This is a genomic window from Pseudarthrobacter sp. CC4 (assembly GCF_048957775.1).
GTDB lineage: Bacteria > Actinomycetota > Actinomycetes > Actinomycetales > Micrococcaceae > Arthrobacter.
In genome coordinates, this window is sequence record NZ_JARCCZ010000004.1 from 144,053 (window position 1) to 163,729 (window position 19,677).

20 protein-coding genes, 1 tRNA gene and 2 pseudogenes are annotated in these 19,677 nt (G+C 64.7%); 14 read left to right on the forward strand and 9 right to left on the reverse strand.

Translation table 11 applies throughout. The annotated features are described in order from the left end of the window. The first annotated feature begins 138 nt into the window (after positions 1-138). The 4 genes and pseudogenes from PV768_RS05060 to PV768_RS05075 form a co-directional block, all read left to right on the forward strand. Complete coding sequence (locus PV768_RS05060; protein ID WP_157241548.1) at positions 139-1,125, forward strand: ABC transporter substrate-binding protein; 987 nt, start codon at positions 139-141, stop codon at positions 1,123-1,125. Then, positions 1,122-1,964 (forward strand): ABC transporter permease, encoded by an 843-nt coding sequence (locus PV768_RS05065; RefSeq protein ID WP_421092436.1) that lies wholly within the window; start codon positions 1,122-1,124, stop codon positions 1,962-1,964. The genes PV768_RS05060 and PV768_RS05065 overlap by 4 nt, the downstream gene beginning before the upstream one ends. Continuing rightward, a complete protein-coding gene (locus PV768_RS05070; RefSeq protein WP_157241549.1) occupies positions 1,961-2,734 on the forward strand; it encodes an ABC transporter permease in 774 nt (257 codons plus the stop codon). The genes PV768_RS05065 and PV768_RS05070 overlap by 4 nt, the downstream gene beginning before the upstream one ends. Positions 2,735-2,864: 130 nt before the next feature. Continuing rightward, a pseudogene (locus tag PV768_RS05075) lies at positions 2,865-3,587 on the forward strand (ABC transporter ATP-binding protein); the annotation flags it as partial. On the opposite strand, the gene PV768_RS05080 reads toward PV768_RS05075, so the two are convergent. The 3 genes from PV768_RS05080 to PV768_RS05090 all read right to left on the reverse strand — a co-directional run bounded on the left by PV768_RS05080 (position 3,565) and on the right by PV768_RS05090 (position 6,315). Beyond that, the gene (locus PV768_RS05080) at positions 3,565-4,200 is read right to left on the reverse strand and encodes a DUF2461 domain-containing protein (protein ID WP_421092437.1); all 636 of its coding nucleotides are present in this window, start codon (positions 4,198-4,200) and stop codon (positions 3,565-3,567) included. The pseudogene PV768_RS05075 and the gene PV768_RS05080 overlap by 23 nt on opposite strands. A 125-nt stretch (positions 4,201-4,325) precedes the next feature. Continuing rightward, complete coding sequence (locus PV768_RS05085; protein ID WP_157241552.1) at positions 4,326-5,822, reverse strand: catalase; 1,497 nt, start codon at positions 5,820-5,822, stop codon at positions 4,326-4,328. Between the two features lie 7 nt (positions 5,823-5,829). Continuing rightward, positions 5,830-6,315, reverse strand: a complete 486-nt coding sequence (locus PV768_RS05090) for a Fur family transcriptional regulator (RefSeq protein WP_157241553.1) — start codon at positions 6,313-6,315, stop codon at positions 5,830-5,832. A 112-nt stretch (positions 6,316-6,427) separates the two neighbouring features. On the opposite strand from PV768_RS05090, the pseudogene PV768_RS05095 reads away from it, so the two are divergent. Next, positions 6,428-6,712: pseudogene (locus PV768_RS05095) on the forward strand (MFS transporter); the annotation flags it as partial. A 65-nt stretch (positions 6,713-6,777) separates the two neighbouring features. Then, the gene (gene htpX, locus PV768_RS05100; protein ID WP_321214133.1) at positions 6,778-7,647 is read left to right on the forward strand and encodes a zinc metalloprotease HtpX; all 870 of its coding nucleotides are present in this window, start codon (positions 6,778-6,780) and stop codon (positions 7,645-7,647) included. Between the two features lie 111 nt (positions 7,648-7,758). Here htpX and PV768_RS05105 read toward each other — a convergent pair whose 3' ends face one another. Further along, positions 7,759-8,250: a YajQ family cyclic di-GMP-binding protein gene (locus PV768_RS05105; protein ID WP_104998705.1), complete on the reverse strand. Its 492-nt coding sequence runs from the start codon at positions 8,248-8,250 to the stop codon at positions 7,759-7,761. A gap of 185 nt (positions 8,251-8,435) precedes the next feature. On the opposite strand from PV768_RS05105, the gene PV768_RS05110 reads away from it, so the two are divergent. The 5 genes from PV768_RS05110 to PV768_RS05130 all read left to right on the forward strand — a co-directional run bounded on the left by PV768_RS05110 (position 8,436) and on the right by PV768_RS05130 (position 12,390). After that, positions 8,436-8,690 carry a hypothetical protein gene (locus tag PV768_RS05110; RefSeq protein WP_157241554.1) on the forward strand — a complete coding sequence of 85 codons (255 nt, stop codon included), beginning with the start codon at positions 8,436-8,438 and terminating at the stop codon, positions 8,688-8,690. Between the two features lie 167 nt (positions 8,691-8,857). Then, positions 8,858-8,939, forward strand: a tRNA-Tyr gene (locus PV768_RS05115). A gap of 151 nt (positions 8,940-9,090) precedes the next feature. Next, entirely contained in the window at positions 9,091-10,227 is a 1,137-nt protein-coding gene (locus PV768_RS05120) for a hypothetical protein (protein ID WP_421092438.1), read from the forward strand. A 232-nt stretch (positions 10,228-10,459) separates the two neighbouring features. Continuing rightward, entirely contained in the window at positions 10,460-11,818 is a 1,359-nt protein-coding gene (locus PV768_RS05125; RefSeq protein WP_421092439.1) for a CoF synthetase, read from the forward strand. A 140-nt stretch (positions 11,819-11,958) separates the two neighbouring features. After that, positions 11,959-12,390 (forward strand): CBS domain-containing protein, encoded by a 432-nt coding sequence (locus PV768_RS05130; protein ID WP_157241555.1) that lies wholly within the window; start codon positions 11,959-11,961, stop codon positions 12,388-12,390. A gap of 96 nt (positions 12,391-12,486) precedes the next feature. Here PV768_RS05130 and PV768_RS05135 read toward each other — a convergent pair whose 3' ends face one another. Next, positions 12,487-13,461 carry a LysM peptidoglycan-binding domain-containing protein gene (locus PV768_RS05135; RefSeq protein ID WP_421092440.1) on the reverse strand — a complete coding sequence of 325 codons (975 nt, stop codon included), beginning with the start codon at positions 13,459-13,461 and terminating at the stop codon, positions 12,487-12,489. 358 nt (positions 13,462-13,819) lie between these two features. After that, positions 13,820-14,551 (reverse strand): potassium channel family protein, encoded by a 732-nt coding sequence (locus PV768_RS05140; protein WP_421092441.1) that lies wholly within the window; start codon positions 14,549-14,551, stop codon positions 13,820-13,822. 70 nt (positions 14,552-14,621) lie between these two features. Here PV768_RS05140 and PV768_RS05145 point away from each other — a divergent pair, with 70 nt between their 5' ends. After that, complete coding sequence (locus PV768_RS05145) at positions 14,622-15,170, forward strand: acyl-CoA thioesterase (RefSeq protein WP_421092442.1); 549 nt, start codon at positions 14,622-14,624, stop codon at positions 15,168-15,170. 3 nt (positions 15,171-15,173) lie between these two features. Here PV768_RS05145 and PV768_RS05150 read toward each other — a convergent pair whose 3' ends face one another. Next, positions 15,174-15,971: an ABC transporter permease subunit gene (locus PV768_RS05150; RefSeq protein ID WP_321214128.1), complete on the reverse strand. Its 798-nt coding sequence runs from the start codon at positions 15,969-15,971 to the stop codon at positions 15,174-15,176. Next, entirely contained in the window at positions 15,968-16,891 is a 924-nt protein-coding gene (locus PV768_RS05155) for an ABC transporter ATP-binding protein (protein WP_157241559.1), read from the reverse strand. Before PV768_RS05155 ends, PV768_RS05150 begins: the two co-directional genes overlap by 4 nt. A 159-nt stretch (positions 16,892-17,050) precedes the next feature. On the opposite strand from PV768_RS05155, the gene PV768_RS05160 reads away from it, so the two are divergent. Beyond that, entirely contained in the window at positions 17,051-17,476 is a 426-nt protein-coding gene (locus PV768_RS05160; RefSeq protein WP_157241560.1) for a thioredoxin family protein, read from the forward strand. A 76-nt stretch (positions 17,477-17,552) separates the two neighbouring features. Here the strand turns inward: PV768_RS05160 and PV768_RS05165 are convergent, their stop codons facing one another. Next, on the reverse strand, positions 17,553-17,831 hold the full coding sequence (locus PV768_RS05165) for a putative quinol monooxygenase (RefSeq protein WP_104999812.1): 279 nt from the start codon (positions 17,829-17,831) through the stop codon (positions 17,553-17,555). A 113-nt stretch (positions 17,832-17,944) separates the two neighbouring features. Here PV768_RS05165 and PV768_RS05170 point away from each other — a divergent pair, with 113 nt between their 5' ends. Continuing rightward, on the forward strand, positions 17,945-19,636 hold the full coding sequence (locus PV768_RS05170; RefSeq protein WP_421092443.1) for an AMP-binding protein: 1,692 nt from the start codon (positions 17,945-17,947) through the stop codon (positions 19,634-19,636). Positions 19,637-19,677 lie beyond the last annotated feature (41 nt).

A 19,677-nucleotide genomic window follows, 5' to 3' on the forward strand; every position in this document is an offset into this window, starting at 1 on the left:
GAGCTGTAACAATGAGCCGTACACGGATGTGCTGGCAGTCGTACCATGATTGAATCGGATAGTCGAACTTCTGTTCGAATGTCGAACACTGGGCTTGGGGGCGGGTCAGCCCCCGGTCATGGGCACGAAGGAGTGATCATGAAACGTCGTCTTATTTCCATCCTGGCAGTTGCCTCTGTCCTGGGGCTGGCGGCCTGCGGAAGCGGCTCGCCCAGTTCCACCGGCGGCGGAAGCGCACCGGCCACCGGGGGCGGCGGCGCGGGCTTGACCAAGGTCAGCGTCGGCGTCATCCCCATTGTGGACTGTGCCCCCATCTACCTTGGCGACAAGCAGGGATTCTTCAAGGACGAAGGCCTTCAGCTGGACATCCAGACGGCCACGGGCGGCGCGGCGATTGTCCCCGGCGTGGTCAGCGGCAGCTTCGACTTCGCGTTCTCCAACCTGATTTCGGTGATGGTCGCCAAGGACAAAGGGCTGGACCTGAAGTTCGTGGCCAACGGCGCCTCCACCACCGGCGAGAAGGGAAAGGACATCGGCGGCGTCGTGGCCCCGGCCGGCTCGGACATCAAGTCCGCGAAGGACCTGGCCGGCAAAACGGTGTCCGTGAACAACCTCTCCAATATCGGCGACACCACCATCAAGTCGGTGATCGAGAAGGACGGCGGTGATCCCAGTGGGGTGAAGTTCGTGGAGGTAGCCTTCCCGGACGCCCCGGCGGCCCTGGCCAACAAGCAGGTGGACGCCGCGTGGATCCTGGAGCCCTTCCTGTCGAAGGCCGTTGCTGAAGGCGGAACCGTAGTGTCGTCCAACTTTGTGGAAATGAGCCCGGAACTGGATATCGCCGGCTACTTCACCAAGGGCGACACCATCAAAGGCAAAGCGGAGCTGACCGGGAAGTTCACCCGGGCCATGAACAAGTCCCTTGAGTACGCCCAGGAGCATCCGCAGGAAGTCCGCGACATCGTGGGCACCTACACGAAGATCGATGAGGCCACCCGGGCCAGGATGATCCTGCCGCGCTACCGCACTGACTTCGACAAGGATGCCTTCAAGACGCTCGGCGATGCCGCGGCCAAGTACGGCACCCTGAGCAAAGCGCCGAGTGCGGACGACCTCCTCCCGTGAGTTCAGGAACCCTGGCCACCGGCGGGGCCGCTCCACGGGCGGAGCGGCCCCGAAGGAAGGGCGGCAAGGGAGCGGCGAAACAACTGCTCGGAGTCGCGGGGATCATCGGATTCCTGGCCACCTGGGAGCTCATTCCCCGCCTCGGCCTGATTAATGAACGGTTCCTCCCGCCCGCCAGTGAAGTGGTTGCCGCCCTGGTTGTTGACTTCGGCCTCACGGCCTTCTGGGTTGCGGTGGGAGAGACCATGAAAGCGTGGTTCCTCGGCCTCCTGATCGCCGTGGCCGCAGCCGTCCTGCTCGGTTTCATCATCGGCTCCAGCGGCTTCCTCCGGAAGGCCACCAACTCCACCATCGAGTTCCTGCGCCCCATCCCGTCGGTGGCCCTTATCCCCTTGGCCGTGCTGCTCTTCGGGGTAAAGATCGAGTCGTCCCTGCTGCTCATCGTGTACGCCTCCTTCTGGCAGGTCCTCATTCAGGTGCTCTACGGCGTGGCCGACGTCGACATGGTCGCCAACAACACTGCCAAGACCTACGGACTGGGCCGGATGGCCCGCATCCGGTACGTCGTGTTTCCGACGGCCCTTCCCTACCTGATGACGGGTGTTCGGCTTGCCGCTGCGGTGGCGCTGGTCCTGGCCATCACGGCGGAACTGGTGATCGGTTCCCCGGGCCTGGGCCGGGAGATTGCCCTCGCCCAGTCCGGCGGCGCCATCTCCGGCATGTACGCCCTGGTGCTGGCCACCGGCCTGATCGGTGTCCTGATCAACATGGTGATGCGCCAGATCGAGAAGCGGATCCTGGCATGGCACTCGTCTGTGCGCTCGGAGGTGATCGTATGAGGTCGTTGAAAAACCTCGGTTATATCGTGGGCCTGCCGGTCCTGCTGGTCCTGGTCTGGTGGTCCTCCACCCTGGGAGCGGTCAACTTTTTTGTCCCCCGGCCCGCCGACCTTGTGGGGACCTTCGGCAAAGTCTGGTTCGGTGACAGGTTCTTTTCCGATGTCCTGCCCAGCCTGGGCAGGCTGGTGGTGGGCGTGGCGGTGGCCATTGCCATCGGAGTTGTGGGCGGGGTCCTGATCGGGTCCATCCGGTGGCTGCGGGCACTGCTGGAACCGACGCTGGAATTCTTCCGTGCCATCCCGCCGCCGGTCCTGGTGCCGGTGCTGATGCTGCTGATGGGCATCACCGACTCCATGAAGGTCATGGTGATCATTTCCGGTTGCGTCTGGCCCGTGCTGCTCAACACAATTGAGGGTGTGCGGGCTGTGGACCCGGTGCTCTCCGACTCGGCACACACGTACGGCATCAGCGGCTGGGCGCGCGTGCGGCACCTGGTGCTTCCTTCCGCCAGCCCGCAGATCATGGCCGGGGTGCGCCAGTCGCTGTCCCTCGGGCTGATCCTCATGGTGATTTCCGAAATGTTTGCCTCGTCCTCCGGGCTGGGCTTCACCATTGTCCAGTTCCAGCGGTCCTTCGCCATCCCGGAAATGTGGTCCGGCATTGTGGTCCTGGGCCTGCTGGGCGTGGCCATGTCTTTCATCTTCCAGTGGGCGGAGCGGAACATCCTGCGCTGGTACCACGGCCAGAAAGAGGTAGAAAATGCAGCCTGAACCCACCCAAGCGACCACGGAGGCCACCCTCTCCGTCCGCGGGCTGAAGAAGGTCTACCAGACCGACGGCGGTGACGTGGAGGCGGTCCGGAACCTCACCTTTGACCTGCGCGCGGGGGAGTTGGCCTGCCTGGTGGGGCCCTCAGGCTCCGGCAAGACCACGCTGCTCAAGTGCATCTCCGGGCTCATGGCGCCGACCGAAGGCGAAGTGCTCCTGGACGGCAAGCGGGTGACCGGTCCACCCAAGAAGATGGCCGTGGTGTTCCAGGAATACGGACGTTCGCTGTTCCCGTGGATGCGGGTCCGCGACAACGTGGAACTGCCGCTGAAAAACCAGGGGATGCCCAAGGCCGAACGGGACCGGCTGGTGGATGACGCCCTCGAGGCCGTGGGGCTCTCGCATGTGCCACGGTCCTACCCCTGGCAGCTTTCCGGCGGCATGCAGCAGCGCGTGGCTATTGCCCGGGCCATCGCGTACCAGCCCGAGGTCCTGCTGATGGACGAACCGTTCGCGGCCGTGGATGCGCAGACCCGGGCCGATCTTGAGGACCTGATCCGGGTGGTCTGGAGAAAGCTGGGCGTCACGGTGCTCTTCGTGACCCACGACATTGACGAATCCGTCTACCTCGGCGAGCGGGTAATCATCCTTTCCAGCTCGCCGACCGTGATCCAGGAGGATATTACGATCGACCTTCCGGACGAGCGCGACCAACTGAATACCCGTTCCCTGCCGCGCTTCACGGAGCTGCGCCACCACGTGTACGAACAGATCCAGCTGGCGAAGAAGGGGCACCGCCCGGCCGCGGCCTCATCCGGGAAGGAGACCCCGGTCAAGGGGCAGCATGCCGGCTGACCCAGTCAACTAATGGCCGCAGGTCCTCCCACAGCCCGGCGATGTCCTGGACCGCGGCAGGGGTTGCCAGCCAGTCCGGCCGGCCAAGGTTGACGCTGGCGGAGAGGGATTTGTGCTTTAGGAGTTCGGCCCGCGGGTGCTCCCGCGCATACCCGCGCGGCACCGTCTTCAGCTTCTCTCCCTCAACGGCAAAGCCGGCCGCGGCAACAGCCTCCAGGATCCGCCGGAGCGACTCGCCGGTGCCGGACGCGTCCACGGAATTGCGGTACCGGGCCAGCTGCGCAGGCGTATGCGAGTGGTAGCCGCCGCCCACCAGCAGGCCGTCAGCGCTTATCTGCAGGTAGTAGCCAACCCCTTCCTGGACGGATGCCACCGCACCCTGGGCCGTCTTGTAGGGGGACTTGTCCTCGGAAAACCGGATGTCCCTGTTGGGCCGGAAGAGCTTCGCCGGCCCAAACCTGGGTTCCAGCTCCGCAAGCAGTAACGAAAGCGGTTCCCTGATCAGGGACAGGTAACTGTCCTTGTGTTCCTGCCACCACTCCCGGTTGTTGTTGTCCTGAAGCTCCTCATAGAACCCGAAGGCGCCGGCAGGTATGCCCTGGAAAGTTGTCATGCAGCGATCCTAGGGACGGCGGGCGGCGGCGGCCATGCGCGGAGCCGGGTATGTGGAAAAAAGAAGACCACCCCGCCACACGAACAGCGGCGGGGTGGTCTTCAGCAAGTCAAGACGGAGCTGGATCAGCCGATCTTGTTGGCAGCCTCAGCGTCGGAGGACGGAGCTGACGGAGCAGCCGCGGTACCGAGGTTGGCGCGCAGCTTGGCGCCGAGTTCGGCGTCAACGTTGGTCCAGTACTGGATGGCGCGTTCCTTGATGCCGGGGCTCTTGACGCCGCCCACTGCACCGGTGATGGTCTCGAGGAAGCGGGCCTTCGCAGCTTCGTCGTAGACCTCGCGGTAGAGCGTGCCCGCCTGGACGAAGTCACCGTCCTCTGCGTGGAGGGAGTGCGCGGCGAGGGTCAGCTCGCCGTCGTTCTCCCAGCCGCCGGCCGGGTTCTGCGGCTCGACTGCGGCCGGGCCGCCAACGGAGTTGGGGGCGTAGACCGGCACGGACGGGGCGTTGAAGTGGTAGCGCCCGGCACCGTCCTGGCTGTAGTTGTTGACCTGGTTCTTGGGCTGGTTCACCGGGATCTGGGCGTGGTTGGTGCCTACGCGGTAGCGGTGGGCGTCCGCGTAGGAGAAGATGCGCGCCTGCAGCATCTTGTCCGGGGAAGCGGCGATGCCCGGCACGAAGTTCGACGGCGCGAAGGTGGCCTGCTCGATCTGCGCGAAGTAGTTCTCCGGGTTCCGGTTCAGCTCCATGGTGCCCACCTTGATCAGCGGGTAGTCGCCGTGCGGCCACACCTTGGTCAGGTCGAACGGGTTGAAGCGGTAGGTCTTGGCGTCCTCGTACGGCATGACCTGGACGTGCAGGTCCCAGGACGGGAAGTTGCCGGCCTCGATGTTCTCGGAGAGGTCGCGGATGTAGAAGTCGGCGTCGGAGCCTGCCAGCTGCTCGGCCTGCTCGCTGCCCATGGAGTTCACGCCCTGGTTGGACTTGAAGTGGTACTTGACCCAGAACCGCTCGCCCTCGGCGTTGATCCACTGGTAGGTGTGCGAGCCGTAGCCCTGCATTTCGCGCCAGGAGGCGGGCAGGCCGCGGTCGCCCATGAGCCAGGTGACCTGGTGTGCGGACTCGGGGGACAGGGTCCAGAAGTCCCACTGCATGTCGGCGTCGCGCAGGTGCGTGCCCGGCAGGCGCTTCTGGGAGTGGATGAAGTCCGGGAACTTGATGCCGTCACGGATGAAGAACACCGGGGTGTTGTTGCCCACGAGGTCGTAGTTGCCCTCGGTGGTGTAGAACTTCACGGCGAAGCCGCGGGGATCGCGCCAGGTGTCCGGGGAGCCGCTTTCGCCGGCCACGGAGGAGAAGCGGATCAGCATTTCGGTTTCGACGCCGGGCTGGAGGAAGGCTGCCTTGGTGTACCTGGACACGTCCTCGGTGGCCTTGAACGTACCGAATGCGCCGCCGCCCTTGGCGTGCACTACGCGCTCCGGCACCCGCTCGCGGTTGAACTGGGCGAGCTTTTCCACCAGGTAGTGGTCAGTCAGGATGATGGCACCGTCGGCACCGACTGACTTCGAGTGCGCGTCCGACGTAACGGGGGCACCTGACTGGGTTGTTGAAATGGCAGTCATTGTTCTCCTATTTCTCTATTTCTTGCGGGGGACGATTGGAAGGAAGTTGTTGGGACTGCTGGCAGTCCTGGCAGATGCCCTGGTACATGACATCGGCGATCTGGATGGTCATCGGCTTGGCGTTTTCATCCCAGTGGGGGGTGAGGCAGGGTGCGTGGCCCACTGCGCAGTCGACGTCCTCCACCCGGCCGCAGCTGATGCAGATGGCGTGGTGGTGGTTGTCGCCCACCCGCGTCTCGTACAGGGCGGGGGAGTGCGGGGGCTCAAACCTGCGGAGCATGTGCAGGTCCGTCAGGTCGCCGAGCACCACATATACGGACTGTGCCGTCAGCTCAGGCAGTTCGGCGCGGGCGGCGGCCAGGATGCTCTCCGCAGGGGAGTGGGGGTGGCGTTCGACGGCGGCCAGGACCGCCAACCGCTGTTTGGTCACCCTGCGGCCGTGGGCACGCAGGGCGGCAGCCCATGCCTCGTGGCCGTCAAAGTGTTCCGTCATGCCACCATTCAAGCACTTATTATGAGCATCTCACAATAAGGCTCGGCTAACACGTTGTGAACGGGAAGAAACCGCCGCCGCTAGGGTTGTTGGGTGGGGAAACTGCTCGCTGACGCGGCCCAACCTCCGGATGACCTTCGTGATCGACCTGGCGGCCATGGTCCTGGCCCGGCCGCGGGCGCTGATGCCGGCCATCGGTGCCGTCGTGATCGGCGGCGGCGAAGCGACCGTAGGCGTCCTGCTGGCGTCCACCGCCGTCGGCGCTTTCCTGGCGGGCCTGTTTTCCGGACCCCTCGGCGGCGTCCGCTGGCAGGGGAGCGCCGTGGTCATCTCGGTGACGGGGTGGGGTGCGTCCATGGCGGCCTTCGGCCTGGTGGTGCTGCTCGCCGGGCGTTCACCGGACGGGGACGCGCGGAACCCTGCCCCCTAGACAGCCGTTTCCATAGTGAGTAAGGAGGAGACGTGCACAAACACTACAACGGGCTCAAGACCGCGGCGCTCTTCGGGGTGCTGTGGGCGGTGCTGCTGGGCCTCGGGGCGCTGATCGGCACCAGTACCCGCAGCTCCGCGCCGATCTGGATCATGGCCCTCGTGGGCGTGGCCACGACGGCATACGGCTACTGGAACAGCGACAAGATCGCCATCCGCGCCATGGCGGCCTACCCCGTCACGGAACCGCAGGCGCCGCAGCTGTACCAGATGGTCCGGGAACTGTCCGTCCGCGCCAACCAGCCCATGCCGCGCATCTACCTCTCGCCCACCATGAACCCGAACGCCTTCGCCACCGGCCGCAATCCCCGGAACGCCGCCGTGTGCGTGACCGAGGGAATGCTGCAGTTGCTGGACGCCCGGGAGCTCCGCGGAGTCCTGGGCCACGAGCTCATGCACGTCTACAACCGGGACATCCTCACCTCGTCCGTGGCCGCCGCCGTCGCAGGCGTGATCACGTCGGTGGGCCAGATGCTCCTGTTCTTCGGCGGCGGTGACCGGCGCAATTCCAATCCGCTGGCGATGCTGGCCATGGCGCTCCTCGCCCCCTTCGCGGCGTCGCTGATCCAGATGGCCATTTCCCGGACCCGGGAGTACGACGCCGACGAGGACGGTTCGCAGCTGACCGGCGATCCGCTGGCGCTCGCCTCAGCGCTGGCCAAGATCGAGCGGGGCGTCACCATCGCACCGCTGCCGCAGGACCAGCGGCTGGTGAATGCCTCGCACCTGATGATCGCCAACCCCTTCCGCGGCGGTGCGATGACCAAGCTGTTTGCCACGCATCCGCCCATGCGGGACCGGATTTCCCGGCTGGAGCGGATGGCAGGCCGGCCGCTGGGCTGACGTCCGGCGTCTCCGGGACACGCAAGAGGCCGGCGCAGCCCTATTCCGGGTGCGCCGGCCTCTTGCGTGTCGGCCGAAATTATGCGCGTCGAGAACGACGGCGGCGGACGGCTAGCTGCGGAAGTTCACGAACTGCAGGTCGGCTTCCTCGAAGTCCTTCAGCAGGGCCATGGTGGCCTGCAGGTCGTCGCGGGACTTGGACGTCACGCGGAGCTCGTCGCCCTGGATCTGGGACTTGACCGACTTGGGGGCTTCGTCCCGGATGAGCTTGTTGATCTTCTTGGCAAGGTCCTGCGCGATGCCCTCCTTGATGGAGGCCTCCAGCCGGTACTCCTTGCCGGACGCATAGGGCTCGCCGGCGTCCAGCGACTTCAGCGAGATGCCGCGGCGGATCAGCTTGGACTGGAGCACGTCCAGCACTGCCAGGACGCGTTCCTCGGAGTTCGCCTTCATCAGGATCTTTTCGCCGCTGAAATCCACCTCGGCGCCGACGCCCTTGAAGTCGTAGCGCTGGGCCAGCTCCTTCTGCGCCTGGTTCAGCGCGTTGGCCACTTCCTGCTTGTCTACCTTGCTTACGACGTCGAACGTTGACTCGCCTGCCATGACTCTCCTTTTGCCGGTGGAAGCCCTGTGCGCGGACAGGGGGTGATCACTGCATTCCAGCCTAATACGGATGGCCGCGTTGAGGGGCTCAGGGATTCACAGTTCCCTCCCAGCGGACGCTCTGCAGGAACGAAGGAGGGCGGAGAACAGTTGAACGTGTTGGGAAGTTGTTCGAAGGGAACACCATGCACCGCAAGGCCGTCCGTTACGCCACCCGCACCACCTCGGCAGCAGCGGGGGCGGTGGCAGCAGCGGCGTCGTCGGTGGCCGCAGCAGCGGTGGCTGCGTCCATCATCCTCGCTCCGGTGGCCGATGCTTCATCCCGGATGGAGGGAGTCAGCGAGGACCTGCTGCGTGCAGTCCAGCTGAACCAGATCACTGAGGAGCAGGCCGTGAAGTTCGAGGCCCGGCTTGCCGGAAGGATTCTGGGAGAGGCCTGATTCCGTTCCTTTCCCCGTTGTTTCAAGGGATTTCCGGGCCTCCGCGGCCCGATTCGATTCTTCGGCGGAAGTTCTGTAAAGTTGTCTTGCCCGCGGTTACTGGAAGCGGAACGGCCCGGAAACGGACGTTCTGCAGACTGCATCGGCGGGTACTTCTTTTGAAGTTCGGCAGATTACCCGAGCGGCCAAAGGGGGCTGACTGTAAATCAGCTGGCAACGCCTACGGGGGTTCGAATCCCTCATCTGCCACCCAAGCGAAGGCCCGTAGTTTCCTGGAAACTACGGGCCTTTGTCATGCCCGGCCGCTGCGGGCCGTCGCCCTGGATCGGCTTCGAATCACGCCAGGCGGGCAGGCTGCCCGATCTTTTTCCAATCCTGTGACAAATCTGGGCGGATCTTGATGATGCCGCAGATAGTGTTCTCACATATTCGCAATTTTTATGGGGGGAAATTGTCGGTGGCCGGCATGTCTGACGATGTTGGGGGAGCCTGGCTCGATATCGCCGAGGAGGTCCGCTGGTATCCCTCGCCGCATAATTCCCAGCCGATAAAGCTGAGGCCGATCAGCGAGACCGTGGCAGTCGTCTATTATGACCTTGACCTTGGGCTGCCTGCCGAATCTTTCGGAATCCCTTTCGGCCACGTGTGCGCGGGGGTCTTCCTAGAGTCACTGTCCGTGGTGGCCGCGGCCCGGGGCTACCGCACCGTGGAAAGCCTTGAGCTTTCAGAAATGGATTTCGCTGCCGAGGACCGGCTGCATCTTATTGGCACAGTCCGATTGGAACCTGCTGCAGCTGGCTCCCATTCCCAGCCCTTGGCCGAAAGTGCTTTGGCCGCATTCCGGGCCAGGCGGACGTCGCGCCGGCCGTACGACAAGCGGGTGGTCGATGAGGCGATTTTGACGGCAGCTTCTTCCATTGCGGCCCGCCAAGGATACGCATTTCATTCAACCGCTGACAGCCGCACTGTTTCATCGCTTGTGCGGATCAATCAAAAAACTCTCTTTTCCGACTTGCGCAATAATGCGGTCTACGCCGAAATCATGGAGTGGCTGCGGTTTTCGAAGGACGAGGCTGCAGCCCGGGCAGACGGTCTCAGCGCGGAGACCATGATCATTCCCGGCCAGGTGCTTCGATTCGCGATGAAGCACCGTAATCTTTGGTCCTTCCCAGCCATCGGCGGTTTCATAAAGGCCGTCTATCTACGCACAATGCGTGGCGTGCGGCAGCTTGGATGGTTGGAGGGCCCGTTCGCGGAGCCGGGCCATTTCCTGGAAGCCGGGCGCACGTTCATGCAGGTATGGCTCTTTTTTTCGGAAAAGGGCGTATCCCTCCACCCCTTTGGCACTGTGATCACCAACCCGTCTTCTCACGCAGAATTCGTCGAGGAGGCTGGAATCAACGAGACAGCGAACAGGATGGCGTGGATGCTGTTCAGGTTCGGTTACAGCGACACCCCGCCAAAGTCTCACCGCCGCCCGGCGGCCTCGATGCTGCTCACCGATGACATGTCCGTACAGGAGCCACACCTTGAATAAGAAGCTCATATTTGCGTTCGTCTTTCTTATGGACAGATTCGTCGGGGTCTTTACGCCAAGGGTTTCAACTCACCGGATACTGCTGATGCCGGGCATCGAACCTTTCCGTTGGACTGCCGGACGCTGGAGGGCCTGGCGGACCTTTGAGATGGCGGCTAAACGGGTCCCTGCTTATCGTGAGTTCCTCTCCGAGCATGGCGTCAGTGGAAGGCTTTCCCTTAAACGCAGGACGGTGGCGGAGGCCTTCGCCGCGCTGCCGGAGATGGACAAGGACAGCTACATCAAACGCTGGACCATTCCTGCCCGCAGCGTGGACGGCGTGCTTCCCCGCCACGGAGTGGTTGTCGATGAATCTTCCGGAAGCTCGGGTGTTCCAACCAGCTGGGTGCGTGGCCGCGACGAACGTCTTGCCACAAGGCAGCTGCTCCAAGTTGGCTTTTCGCGCACCGCCGAGACACTGAGGAAGCAGCCGTTCGTGCTCAACTGCTTCTCACTCGGAGCATGGGCAACAGGGATGAACGTCACGACTTCCCTGACAGACGTGACAATGATCAAATCAATCGGCCCGGACCGCGACAAGGTAATCGCCACGATGCTGGAGTTCGGCCCGGATTACACCTACATCATCCTTAGCTATCCGCCCTTCCTGAAAGCCCTGTTCGACGACGAGCGGATCATCTGGGAGGACTACGATATCGTGGCGGCATTCGGCGGCGAGGGCATCAGCGAGAACATGCGGGCCCACATCACGAAGTACGCCCACAGTGCCTTCGGCTCCTACGGTGCGTCCGACCTTGAGATCAACATAGCCATCGAAACGGATTACACCGTGGAGCTTCGCCAGGCGATCGCGGCCAACCCGGAACTGTCGTCACGGCTCACCCGGCAGGACGAATACGGCGTGCTCCCGATGATCTTCCAGTTCAACCCGTACGACTACCTCATCGAAACGAACGGGGACGGAGAACTCGTCGTCACGATCGTGCGCAAGGAGAACGTCAACCCGCGGATCCGTTACAACATTCATGACCGCGGACACGTGTTGCGCGTGCGTGAACTCAACGCTGTGCTTCGGGAATTCGGGCTCGAACACGTCATCCGCCAGCAGTTCCTCGATCTGCCCGTGCTCTTCCATTACGGCAGGAGCGACCTGTCCGTAGACTTCAACGGAGCGGTTGTGGCACCGGATGCATTGCGCGACGTCCTTAGCAGTGACCAGAGCCTTCTGTCAGCAGTCGAAAACCATCGGCTTGTCAGTTTTGAGGATGCCTCGGGAAACCGGCAGCTTCACATCGCGCTTCAGCTCACCTCGAAAGCCACCACCGAGGGCACCTTCGAGGCAGCCTCCTACCGGACATACATCCTTGAACGACTAAGAAGCATGAACGGTGACTTCAACAACGCAATCCTTACATCACCTGATGCAAGCCTCCCGACGATTGCTTTTTATCCGCTGCGCACCGGCCCCTTCACATCGGACGGTTCAAAGCTAAAGAACGAGTACGTCTGGCAACTTGGCCCTACGGCTCCCCAGGACTGGGAGCTGGACCTCACGTTCCGGGCCCAAAAGAGCCGGGCATCGGCTGACTGACGTGGGCCGTCCAGGGGCCGAAGCTGCCCCGGAACGGTGGCCAAACCGCCGTCGACATCGGCACGGCCCGGGCGTAGTCTGGCAGCATCGGCGCATGTGCCCGATGCCCTGCGTCGATACCAATCGATGAAGGAGGACCAATGAGTGCCGTACGTGAATTCATGACTACGGACGCACAGTGTATTAAGGAAAACCAGTCCCTGGCAGATGCCGCCCGGATGATGAAGGACCTGGACTGCGGATCGTTGCCCATCTGCGGCGACGACGGCAAGCTGCATGGCATGATCACCGACCGTGACATCGTGATCAGGTGCGTGGCCGCCGGACGTGATCCGCGCGAAATGATGGCCAGCGAACTCGCCTCAGGCAAGCCGTACTGGATCGATGCCGACGCGAACGTTGACGCCGCCATTGAAATGATGGAAACACACCAGGTCCGCCGGCTCCCCGTGATCGCCGACCACAAGCTGGTTGGCATCATCAGCCAGGGGGACATCGCCCGCAACTACTCGGAACAGCGCGTGGGCGAACTGGTGGAGCATATCTCGGAGCGCAAGCGGATGAACGCATAGCCGGGATCTTCCTGGCGCAGTTCATGCCCTTGTCCGCGGCTCCCTGCCTTGAAGGCCAGGGACCGCGGACAAGCTATGCCAAGGCAACCTTGGCAGTCAGTTCAGCGCGATCAGGAGCATCTGGCTGGTGCCGGGGATGCAGGTCTGCAGGATGGCCCGGGGGAAGCCGCCGAAGACCGCAATCACGTCGTTGGTGGTTCCCGGGTTGGGCACCTGTCCCCGTGCCGAAACCGTGTACGTTCCATAGCCCGGGATGCTGACCGTCTCGCCCACCCCAATGCCGGAGAAACGTGCCCAGCCGCCGCAGAAATCGTGCTCCGTGATGAAGAGCGAATAGCCGTCATTGGGGGTGTAGTGGATGGGACCGATGCAGGCGTCCACCATGGCCTGGCCGCCGGCGCCCGCCACATAAATGGTGCGGACCGCGGGTGCGGCAAAGACAGGTGCCGGAGCGGCGGCTGCGGGTGCCGGGGCGGGAACGGACGCTGCAACGGGGGCGGAAGCGGGGGAAGCGGCCGCCGGCGCCGCAACAGGCGGGCCGGTCAGGACCAGCGTCTGGCCAGGGTAAATGATGCTGAACGGGCCGAGGCCGTTGGCGGCGAGCATCGCGTTCATGTCCACGCCGTGACTGGCCGCGATGGCCCCGACAGTATCTCCGGGCACCACGGTGTAGACGTTCGGATCACCCGCAGGCGCGGGTTCAGGGGCGGGCGCCGGAGCAGGGGCAGGTGCCGGTTCAGCCGGTGGCGCCGTTTCGGGAACCGCGGGCGCCGGAGCTTCCGCTTCCGGGGCTGGCGCTTCTGCCGCCGAAACAGCTTCCGCTGCGGCGGCCGGCACTTCAGGTGCCGCGGCTCCGGCAACCTGGCCGATCGCCGTCGTGCTTTGGGTCAGCGACGCGGGAGGCGCCGCCAGGGCACCGACGCCGACGGCGGCCACCACAGCGGCAGTGGCCATGCCGGCCCACAGCTTGTTGCTGATGGCCGGCCGCACGCCGGTGAGGTCGGTGCGGGGTTCATCGGTGGCAAAGCTCCTGCTGGGGCCTTCGGGAGTGGAGAGGTATGGCTGGTTCATGGGTAGCCCATCCGGGTTCGGTCCAGGCAGGCTGGCGCTGTGCGCTTCAGCAGGCAGGACGGATTTAGGAAATATGCGCCCGGCCGCCCCCAGCTGTTGCCGGGCTGCACAAAAAGGCGCGTGATGGAGCGTCCGCATACCCAGAAAATACGGAGGCCCCGTGAGGAGGCAGGACCCCCGGGAAGCCAGCCCGGGGGACCCGCCCGCACGTGTCAGGTCCTAGGAATCCCGAGTCTAGGAAGGGAGCACGGCGGGCGGCACCAGTAGGAAATACCCGAATATTTGCGCGGGATACCCGATAACGCGGCACCGACTACTCAACCGCCGGCAACCCGATACTTGCCCGCAGGCGGGCGGACTACGGCGTGCGCCGCTCCTGCAGCTCGGCGATCTCGGCCCGGAGCGCGGCAATTTCCGCCACGAGCCCCGCCATTTCGGCTCGGACCGGCTCCTCCGCCTCGGACACAGCCTCGGCGGTATCCTCAACCCGCTGGACCAGCCACGACGCAATGGACGCCGTCACCACACCCAGGACGGCAATGCCGCTCATCATCAACGCAGCCGCCACCATGCGGCCGATCGGCGTCACCGGGTACATGTCGCCGTAACCCACGGTGGTGATGGTGGTCATGGCCCACCAAAGGGCATCGCCGAAGGTAATGATCTTCGCGTCCGGCGCGGACTGCTCCGCATCCAGGACTGCGAGGGCTCCAACGAACACCAGCATCGTGGCCGAGCCCACCACGTAGGTGACCACGCGTCCCCTGAGCGTGTCGCCCAGCGTCCGGTGCAGCACGGACAGCAGCGTCACCAGGCGGAGGAGGCGCAGCGGCCGGAAGAACGGCAGGGCCACAATCACCAGTTCATGCAGGTTCCGGATGAACCAGGTGCTGCGGTCGCGCGCGAGCCACAGGTTTGCCAGGTAGTCCACCACGAAGATGGCCCATGTCGCCCACATGACTGCCTCGAGCCAGATGGCCGCACTGCCCTCCAGCCTGCCAATCACCTGCCATGCGTACGCTCCCAGGAAGACGAGCGCAGTCACCGTCAGCGGCCAGTCCGCCAGGTCCCGGTAGCGTTGTTGGGTCATGCAGGAAATCCTACTAACAGCTCCACCGCCGGCTGCGGCCATGCATGTTACTGACGGGTAGCATAAGGGGATGCACCTGCTCCTGAGAACCCTCCTGATGCTCTTCCGATCCTCGCGCCGCCCGCCGGTGACGGTCTGGGACAGTGCCGCGCTCCCGCTGCGGGTGCTGCCCACGGACATCGATATCGCCCTGCACGTCAACAACGGCATGTACCTGTCCCTCATGGACCTGGGCCGGTTCGACCTCATGGTGCGCAGCGGAGTCTGGAAGCGGATGCGCCGGCGCGGATGGGGCCCCGTGGTGGCCGCGGAGACCATCGCCTTCCGGAAGTCCCTCCAGCTGTGGCAGCACTACACCATCGAGACCCGGATCATCGGGCTGGATGCCAAGGCGATCTTCTTCGAGCAGCGCATGGTGGCCGACGGCGAGGTCTACGCCCGCGCGTACATCGCCACCCGGCTGGTGGCCAAGGGCCGGCCGGTCAGCCAGGAGGAGATCCTGCGCGAGTTCGGCGAGCCGCCTGCGCACCTGGTCCTCCCCGACTGGATCCACGAGTGGCGGGCGTCCAGTGCGCTGCCTGGCAGCAGGACGCCGGCGCCGCATGACTGGGAAGCGTAGCGCCTAAGCGCCCACGTCCCGCCGTTCCAGTGCGACGGCGGCCACCGCAACGAGTGCCGCCGAAATGCCCCACAGCCACGCTGCCGCCGCCCAGTCCGCCCCGTTGGCCACCGGCGAATTGCCGTACGCCCAGTGGTAGGGGCTCAGCTCCAGCAGCCACTCCACCTCCTTGCTCTGGCGCCCCACGGCGTTGAACACGTAACCGAGCACGGCCACGGTGGCGCCCGCGGCCAGTCCATAGGTCCGCCGGCCCGTGACAGTGCCGACGCACAGGGCAGCCGTTCCGCTGAGGAGCGCCAGCCCGGCAAACAGGACGGTGGCACCCAGCAGATTGTCCAGCTTGATATCCAGCTGCGCGGGCCCGTTCAGCAGCCAGACGAGCGCACAGACCAGGGCAGCAAGCAGGACCACGCGCAGGAACAGTGCCAGCGCCCGCTCCAGTACCACCTGGCCGCGGGTCACACCGTGGGCCAGGGTCAGTTCCAGCTGACCCGATTCCTCGTCCCCGCCCACGGCCGCGGCGCCCCAGGCGACAGAGGCTATGGTCATCAGCATGAAGCCAAGGAGTCCGTACAGGGTGGCCTGTGCGTAGCCGGGTCCAGTGGCGATCTGGTCATAGTTCAGCGCCTTTGTCATCTCCGGGGGGAGAGCGTTGACCATGTCCTGCATTTCCGCGCTGCCGCCGAGGGACGGGTACAGCGGGAGGTAGAGGAAACAGGCTGCGGCCAGTCCGGCCGCCCAGCCCAGGGTGGAGCGCCACGTGTCGAGGAAGGCGCGGCGGAACAAGGGAAGTGTTGTCACCGCGCGTCCTCCGGCTGGCCTGAGTACATCTTGAGCACGGCTTCCTCCAGGTCAGGCTCATCGAGCACCAGGTCCGTCAGCTCAAGGGAACCCAGCATCCTGACCAGCGGCTGGATGGCGCCCTCCAGTACAGCGGACAGCGTCACGCTGCCGTCCGCCTCAAGCACCTCCACCTGTCCGATGCCGGGCACCCCCGACAGCAGCGCCACGGCGTCGGACGCCGGGATGCCGTGCGTGGTGAAGCGGACGTGGCGCACGGCCCCTTCGCGCAGCCCTTCGACCGACTCGACGGTGATGATCCGGCCATCGCGGAGGATGGCCACCGTGTCCGCCGTCTGCTGCACCTCGCTCAGGACGTGGGAGCTGAGGAAGATGGTCTGTCCGCGGTGTTTCGCCTCCCGCACCATCGCGTGGAACTCCTGCTGGACCAGCGGATCCAGGCCGCTCGTGGGTTCATCGAGGACCAGCAGTTCCGGCTGGTGCATAAACGCCTGGACCAGCCCGAGCTTCTGTTTGTTGCCCTTCGACAGCTGGCGCGTGTGGCGGTCGAGGTCCAGCCCCAGCCGCTCGGCGAGCCAGTCAATGCGCCCCGGCGGAACGGGCCCGCTGATGGCCTGGTAGTGCGCCAGCAGCTTGCGGCCCGTCACCCGGCCTTCGAGGAACAACTCTCCGGGCAGGTAGCCGATGCGGCGGCGAAGCCCGGGTCCGCCCAGCCGCGGATCAATGCCGAGGACGCGGATCTCGCCCCCGCTGGGCCGGATGATGTCCAGCAGGCAGCGCATGGTGGTGGTCTTGCCGGCGCCGTTGGGTCCGATCACGCCGAACACCGTTCCGGTCTCCACCTCGAAATCAATGCCGTGCAGCACTTCCCTGCGGCCGAACCTCTTGGTCAGGGACCGGGCGGAAACAGCGGTGGCCATGAGCCCTCCTGGACGCGAACACAGCGGCTGGTGACCCCCAGACTAGGCTCCGCGGGCGGCCGTGTACATGGAGGGCGCCCGGTTATTCCCGATCACGCGCGGAGCGAACAAGGGCTCCCTGAACAGGACAGGTCCGGGCATCACGCGTACCGTTGACACATGGCTACCCTTGACATCACAGGTGAACAGTTCGCATCCACCATCGAAGGCAACGATATTGTCCTGGTGGATTTCTGGGCGGAATGGTGCGGCCCCTGCAAGCAGTTTGGGCCCACGTACTCAGCGGTCTCAGAGAAGCACCCGGATGTCCTCTTCACCAAGGTGGACACGGAGGCGGAGCAGCAGCTGGCCGCCGAGGCAGGCATCTCGTCCATCCCCACGCTGATGGCCTTCCGCGAAAAGGTGCTGGTGTTCTCGCAGCCCGGTGCGCTGAACGCCCAGCAGCTCGAACAGGTGGTGGATGCCGTGAAGGCGCTGGACATGGAGGAAGTCCATGCCCATGTGGCACGCCAGCGGGAAGAAGCCGCTGCAACGGCCGGCAGGCAGGCCGGCCCCCAGGACGGAACCCAGATCCCGGACGCCTGATCCCCCCTTAACTTCGAATGCGGGACCTCCCACTGGGAGGTCCCGCATTCGTTTTAAAGCAGCTGATTCGGACAGGCTAGATCCGTTCCACCTTGACCGGTTCCGCCAGCAGCGCGCTCAGCGATTCGTTGAGGTCCTGCACCGCGATGCCCTTGGAATGCTTGGCCAGATCCTCCTCCGACGCCCACTGCTCGGTCAGGACCAGCTTCTCTTCGGTGGCTTCGGTCAGCTCGTAACGGATGCAGCCCGGTTCGTTCACCACCTCGTCGATGGCTATTTCGAGCGCCAGCTTTACACGGTGGAACTCGCCGTCGTTGGGGATGAACGTTGCCTGCAGGTCAATGGGTGAACTCATGGATTTCACAATACCGGCAGCAGGGGAGGGCTTTGCCTCTGTTGCGCCGGACACCCGGGTGTTGTGGTTCCGCGGTGCTTTTATTGCCGGGGGCCACTTGGTAGCGTGCCACCATGCGCGCTTACACAGCCGGGGACACTGACGTCCCGCTGCTCGAAGAGACCATCGGCACGAACTTTGAGCGGGTGGTGGAGCGGTTCCCCTTCCACGACGCGCTGATTGAGGCAGCGCCTGTTCCCGGGGCGGATGCGCGCCGCTGGAGCTACACAAAAATGAATGACGACGTCGACAGGCTGGCGCGTGCGCTCCTCGCCATGGGCGTCGCCAAAGGGGACCGGGTGGGGATCTGGAGCCCGAACTGCGCCGAGTGGACGCTGCTGCAGTACGCCGCGGCCAAGGCCGGCGCCATCCTGGTGAACGTCAACCCTGCCTACCGCAGCCACGAGCTGGAATTCGTGGTGAAGCAGAACGGCATGCGGATGCTGGTCACGGCGCCGTCGGACCGGAACAGCGACTACGTGGGGATGGCCCGCCGGGCGCTCGCAGGGTGCCCCGACCTGCGCCAGCTGGTCTTCCTTCCCTCGCCTGGCGGGGAAGGGCCTGGCGGGGAAGGGCTCGACGCCGGCGTCCCCCTCAGTGACGCGGAACTGACCTACGCCGAGCTGCTTCGGCGGGCGGACGACGTCGGACATTCCGGCCTGAAGGCCCGCATGGCTGAACTCGGCCCGCACGATCCCATCAACCTGCAATACACGTCCGGGACCACGGGATTCCCCAAAGGAGCCACCCTGACGCACCACAACATCCTGAACAACGGGTTTTCCATTGGCGAGCTGCTCGGCTACACCGAACACGACAGGGTAGTGATACCCGTGCCCTTCTACCATTGCTTCGGCATGGTGATCGGCAACCTGAACGCGCTGAGTCACGGTGCGGCCACCATCATCCCCGGCCGCGGTTTCAGCGCGGCTGCCGCCCTGGAAGCTGTCCAGGATTTCGGCGGCACGTCGCTGTACGGCGTGCCCACCATGTTCATCGCCGAACTCGCGCTGCCCGACTTTGCGTCCTACGACCTCTCAACCTTGCGCACCGGCGTTATGGCCGGCTCCCTGTGCCCCATCGAGGTGATGAACCGGGTGATCTCGGAGATGAACATGCATGATGTTGCCATCTGCTACGGGATGACGGAGACATCCCCGGTGTCCACCATGACCCGGCAGGGCGATACCCTGCAGCACCGCACCGAAACCGTGGGACGGACCATGCCGCAGCTGGAGAGCAAGATCGTGGACCCGGGCTCCGGAGATGTCCTGGAACGCGGGCAAATCGGCGAGTTGTGCACCCGGGGCTACGCGGTGATGGAAGGGTACTGGAACCAGCCGGACAAGACGGCCGAGGCCATCGACGCCGAGGGATGGATGCACACCGGCGACCTCGCCCGCATGGACGGGGACGGCTACATGGTGATCGAGGGCCGGATCAAGGACATGGTGATCAGGGGCGGAGAGAACATCTATCCCCGGGAAATCGAAGAGTTCCTCTACACCCACCCGTCCATCCGGGACGTGCAGGTCATCGGTGTCCCGGATGCGCAGTACGGCGAGGAACTGATGGCCTGCATCATCCTGGAACCGGGGGCGGAACCACTGGATGCTTCTGCCCTCGCCGACTTCTGCCGCGGCCGTTTGGCCCACTACAAGATCCCGCGCTACGTGGACATCCGGGCCAGCTTCCCCATGACGGTCTCCGGGAAAGTCCGCAAAGTGGAGATGCGCGAGGAAGCAGTGGCCCGGCTGGGTCTCTGACTCGCCCTCCACTGCAACCTACGGCAACGCGGGGTCACTTT

What these genes read in the sequence shown, in the direction of transcription:
- PV768_RS05160 (WP_157241560.1), top strand. Translation starts at nt 17,051, where the DNA reads ATGGCTACCCTTGACATCACAGGTGAACAGTTCGCATCCACCATCGAA.
- PV768_RS05085 (WP_157241552.1), bottom strand. Translation starts at nt 5,822, where the DNA reads ATGACTGCCATTTCAACAACCCAGTCAGGTGCCCCCGTTACGTCGGAC.
- PV768_RS05130 (WP_157241555.1), top strand. Translation starts at nt 11,959, where the DNA reads ATGAGTGCCGTACGTGAATTCATGACTACGGACGCACAGTGTATTAAG.
- PV768_RS05170 (WP_421092443.1), top strand. Translation starts at nt 17,945, where the DNA reads ATGCGCGCTTACACAGCCGGGGACACTGACGTCCCGCTGCTCGAAGAG.
- PV768_RS05120 (WP_421092438.1), top strand. Translation starts at nt 9,091, where the DNA reads ATGATGCCGCAGATAGTGTTCTCACATATTCGCAATTTTTATGGGGGG.
- PV768_RS05165 (WP_104999812.1), bottom strand. Translation starts at nt 17,831, where the DNA reads ATGAGTTCACCCATTGACCTGCAGGCAACGTTCATCCCCAACGACGGC.
- PV768_RS05090 (WP_157241553.1), bottom strand. Translation starts at nt 6,315, where the DNA reads ATGACGGAACACTTTGACGGCCACGAGGCATGGGCTGCCGCCCTGCGT.
- PV768_RS05140 (WP_421092441.1), bottom strand. Translation starts at nt 14,551, where the DNA reads ATGACCCAACAACGCTACCGGGACCTGGCGGACTGGCCGCTGACGGTG.
- PV768_RS05060 (WP_157241548.1), top strand. Translation starts at nt 139, where the DNA reads ATGAAACGTCGTCTTATTTCCATCCTGGCAGTTGCCTCTGTCCTGGGG.
- PV768_RS05155 (WP_157241559.1), bottom strand. Translation starts at nt 16,891, where the DNA reads ATGGCCACCGCTGTTTCCGCCCGGTCCCTGACCAAGAGGTTCGGCCGC.
- PV768_RS05105 (WP_104998705.1), bottom strand. Translation starts at nt 8,250, where the DNA reads ATGGCAGGCGAGTCAACGTTCGACGTCGTAAGCAAGGTAGACAAGCAG.
- PV768_RS05145 (WP_421092442.1), top strand. Translation starts at nt 14,622, where the DNA reads ATGCACCTGCTCCTGAGAACCCTCCTGATGCTCTTCCGATCCTCGCGC.
- PV768_RS05135 (WP_421092440.1), bottom strand. Translation starts at nt 13,461, where the DNA reads ATGAACCAGCCATACCTCTCCACTCCCGAAGGCCCCAGCAGGAGCTTT.
- PV768_RS05080 (WP_421092437.1), bottom strand. Translation starts at nt 4,200, where the DNA reads ATGACAACTTTCCAGGGCATACCTGCCGGCGCCTTCGGGTTCTATGAG.
- PV768_RS05110 (WP_157241554.1), top strand. Translation starts at nt 8,436, where the DNA reads ATGCACCGCAAGGCCGTCCGTTACGCCACCCGCACCACCTCGGCAGCA.
- PV768_RS05070 (WP_157241549.1), top strand. Translation starts at nt 1,961, where the DNA reads ATGAGGTCGTTGAAAAACCTCGGTTATATCGTGGGCCTGCCGGTCCTG.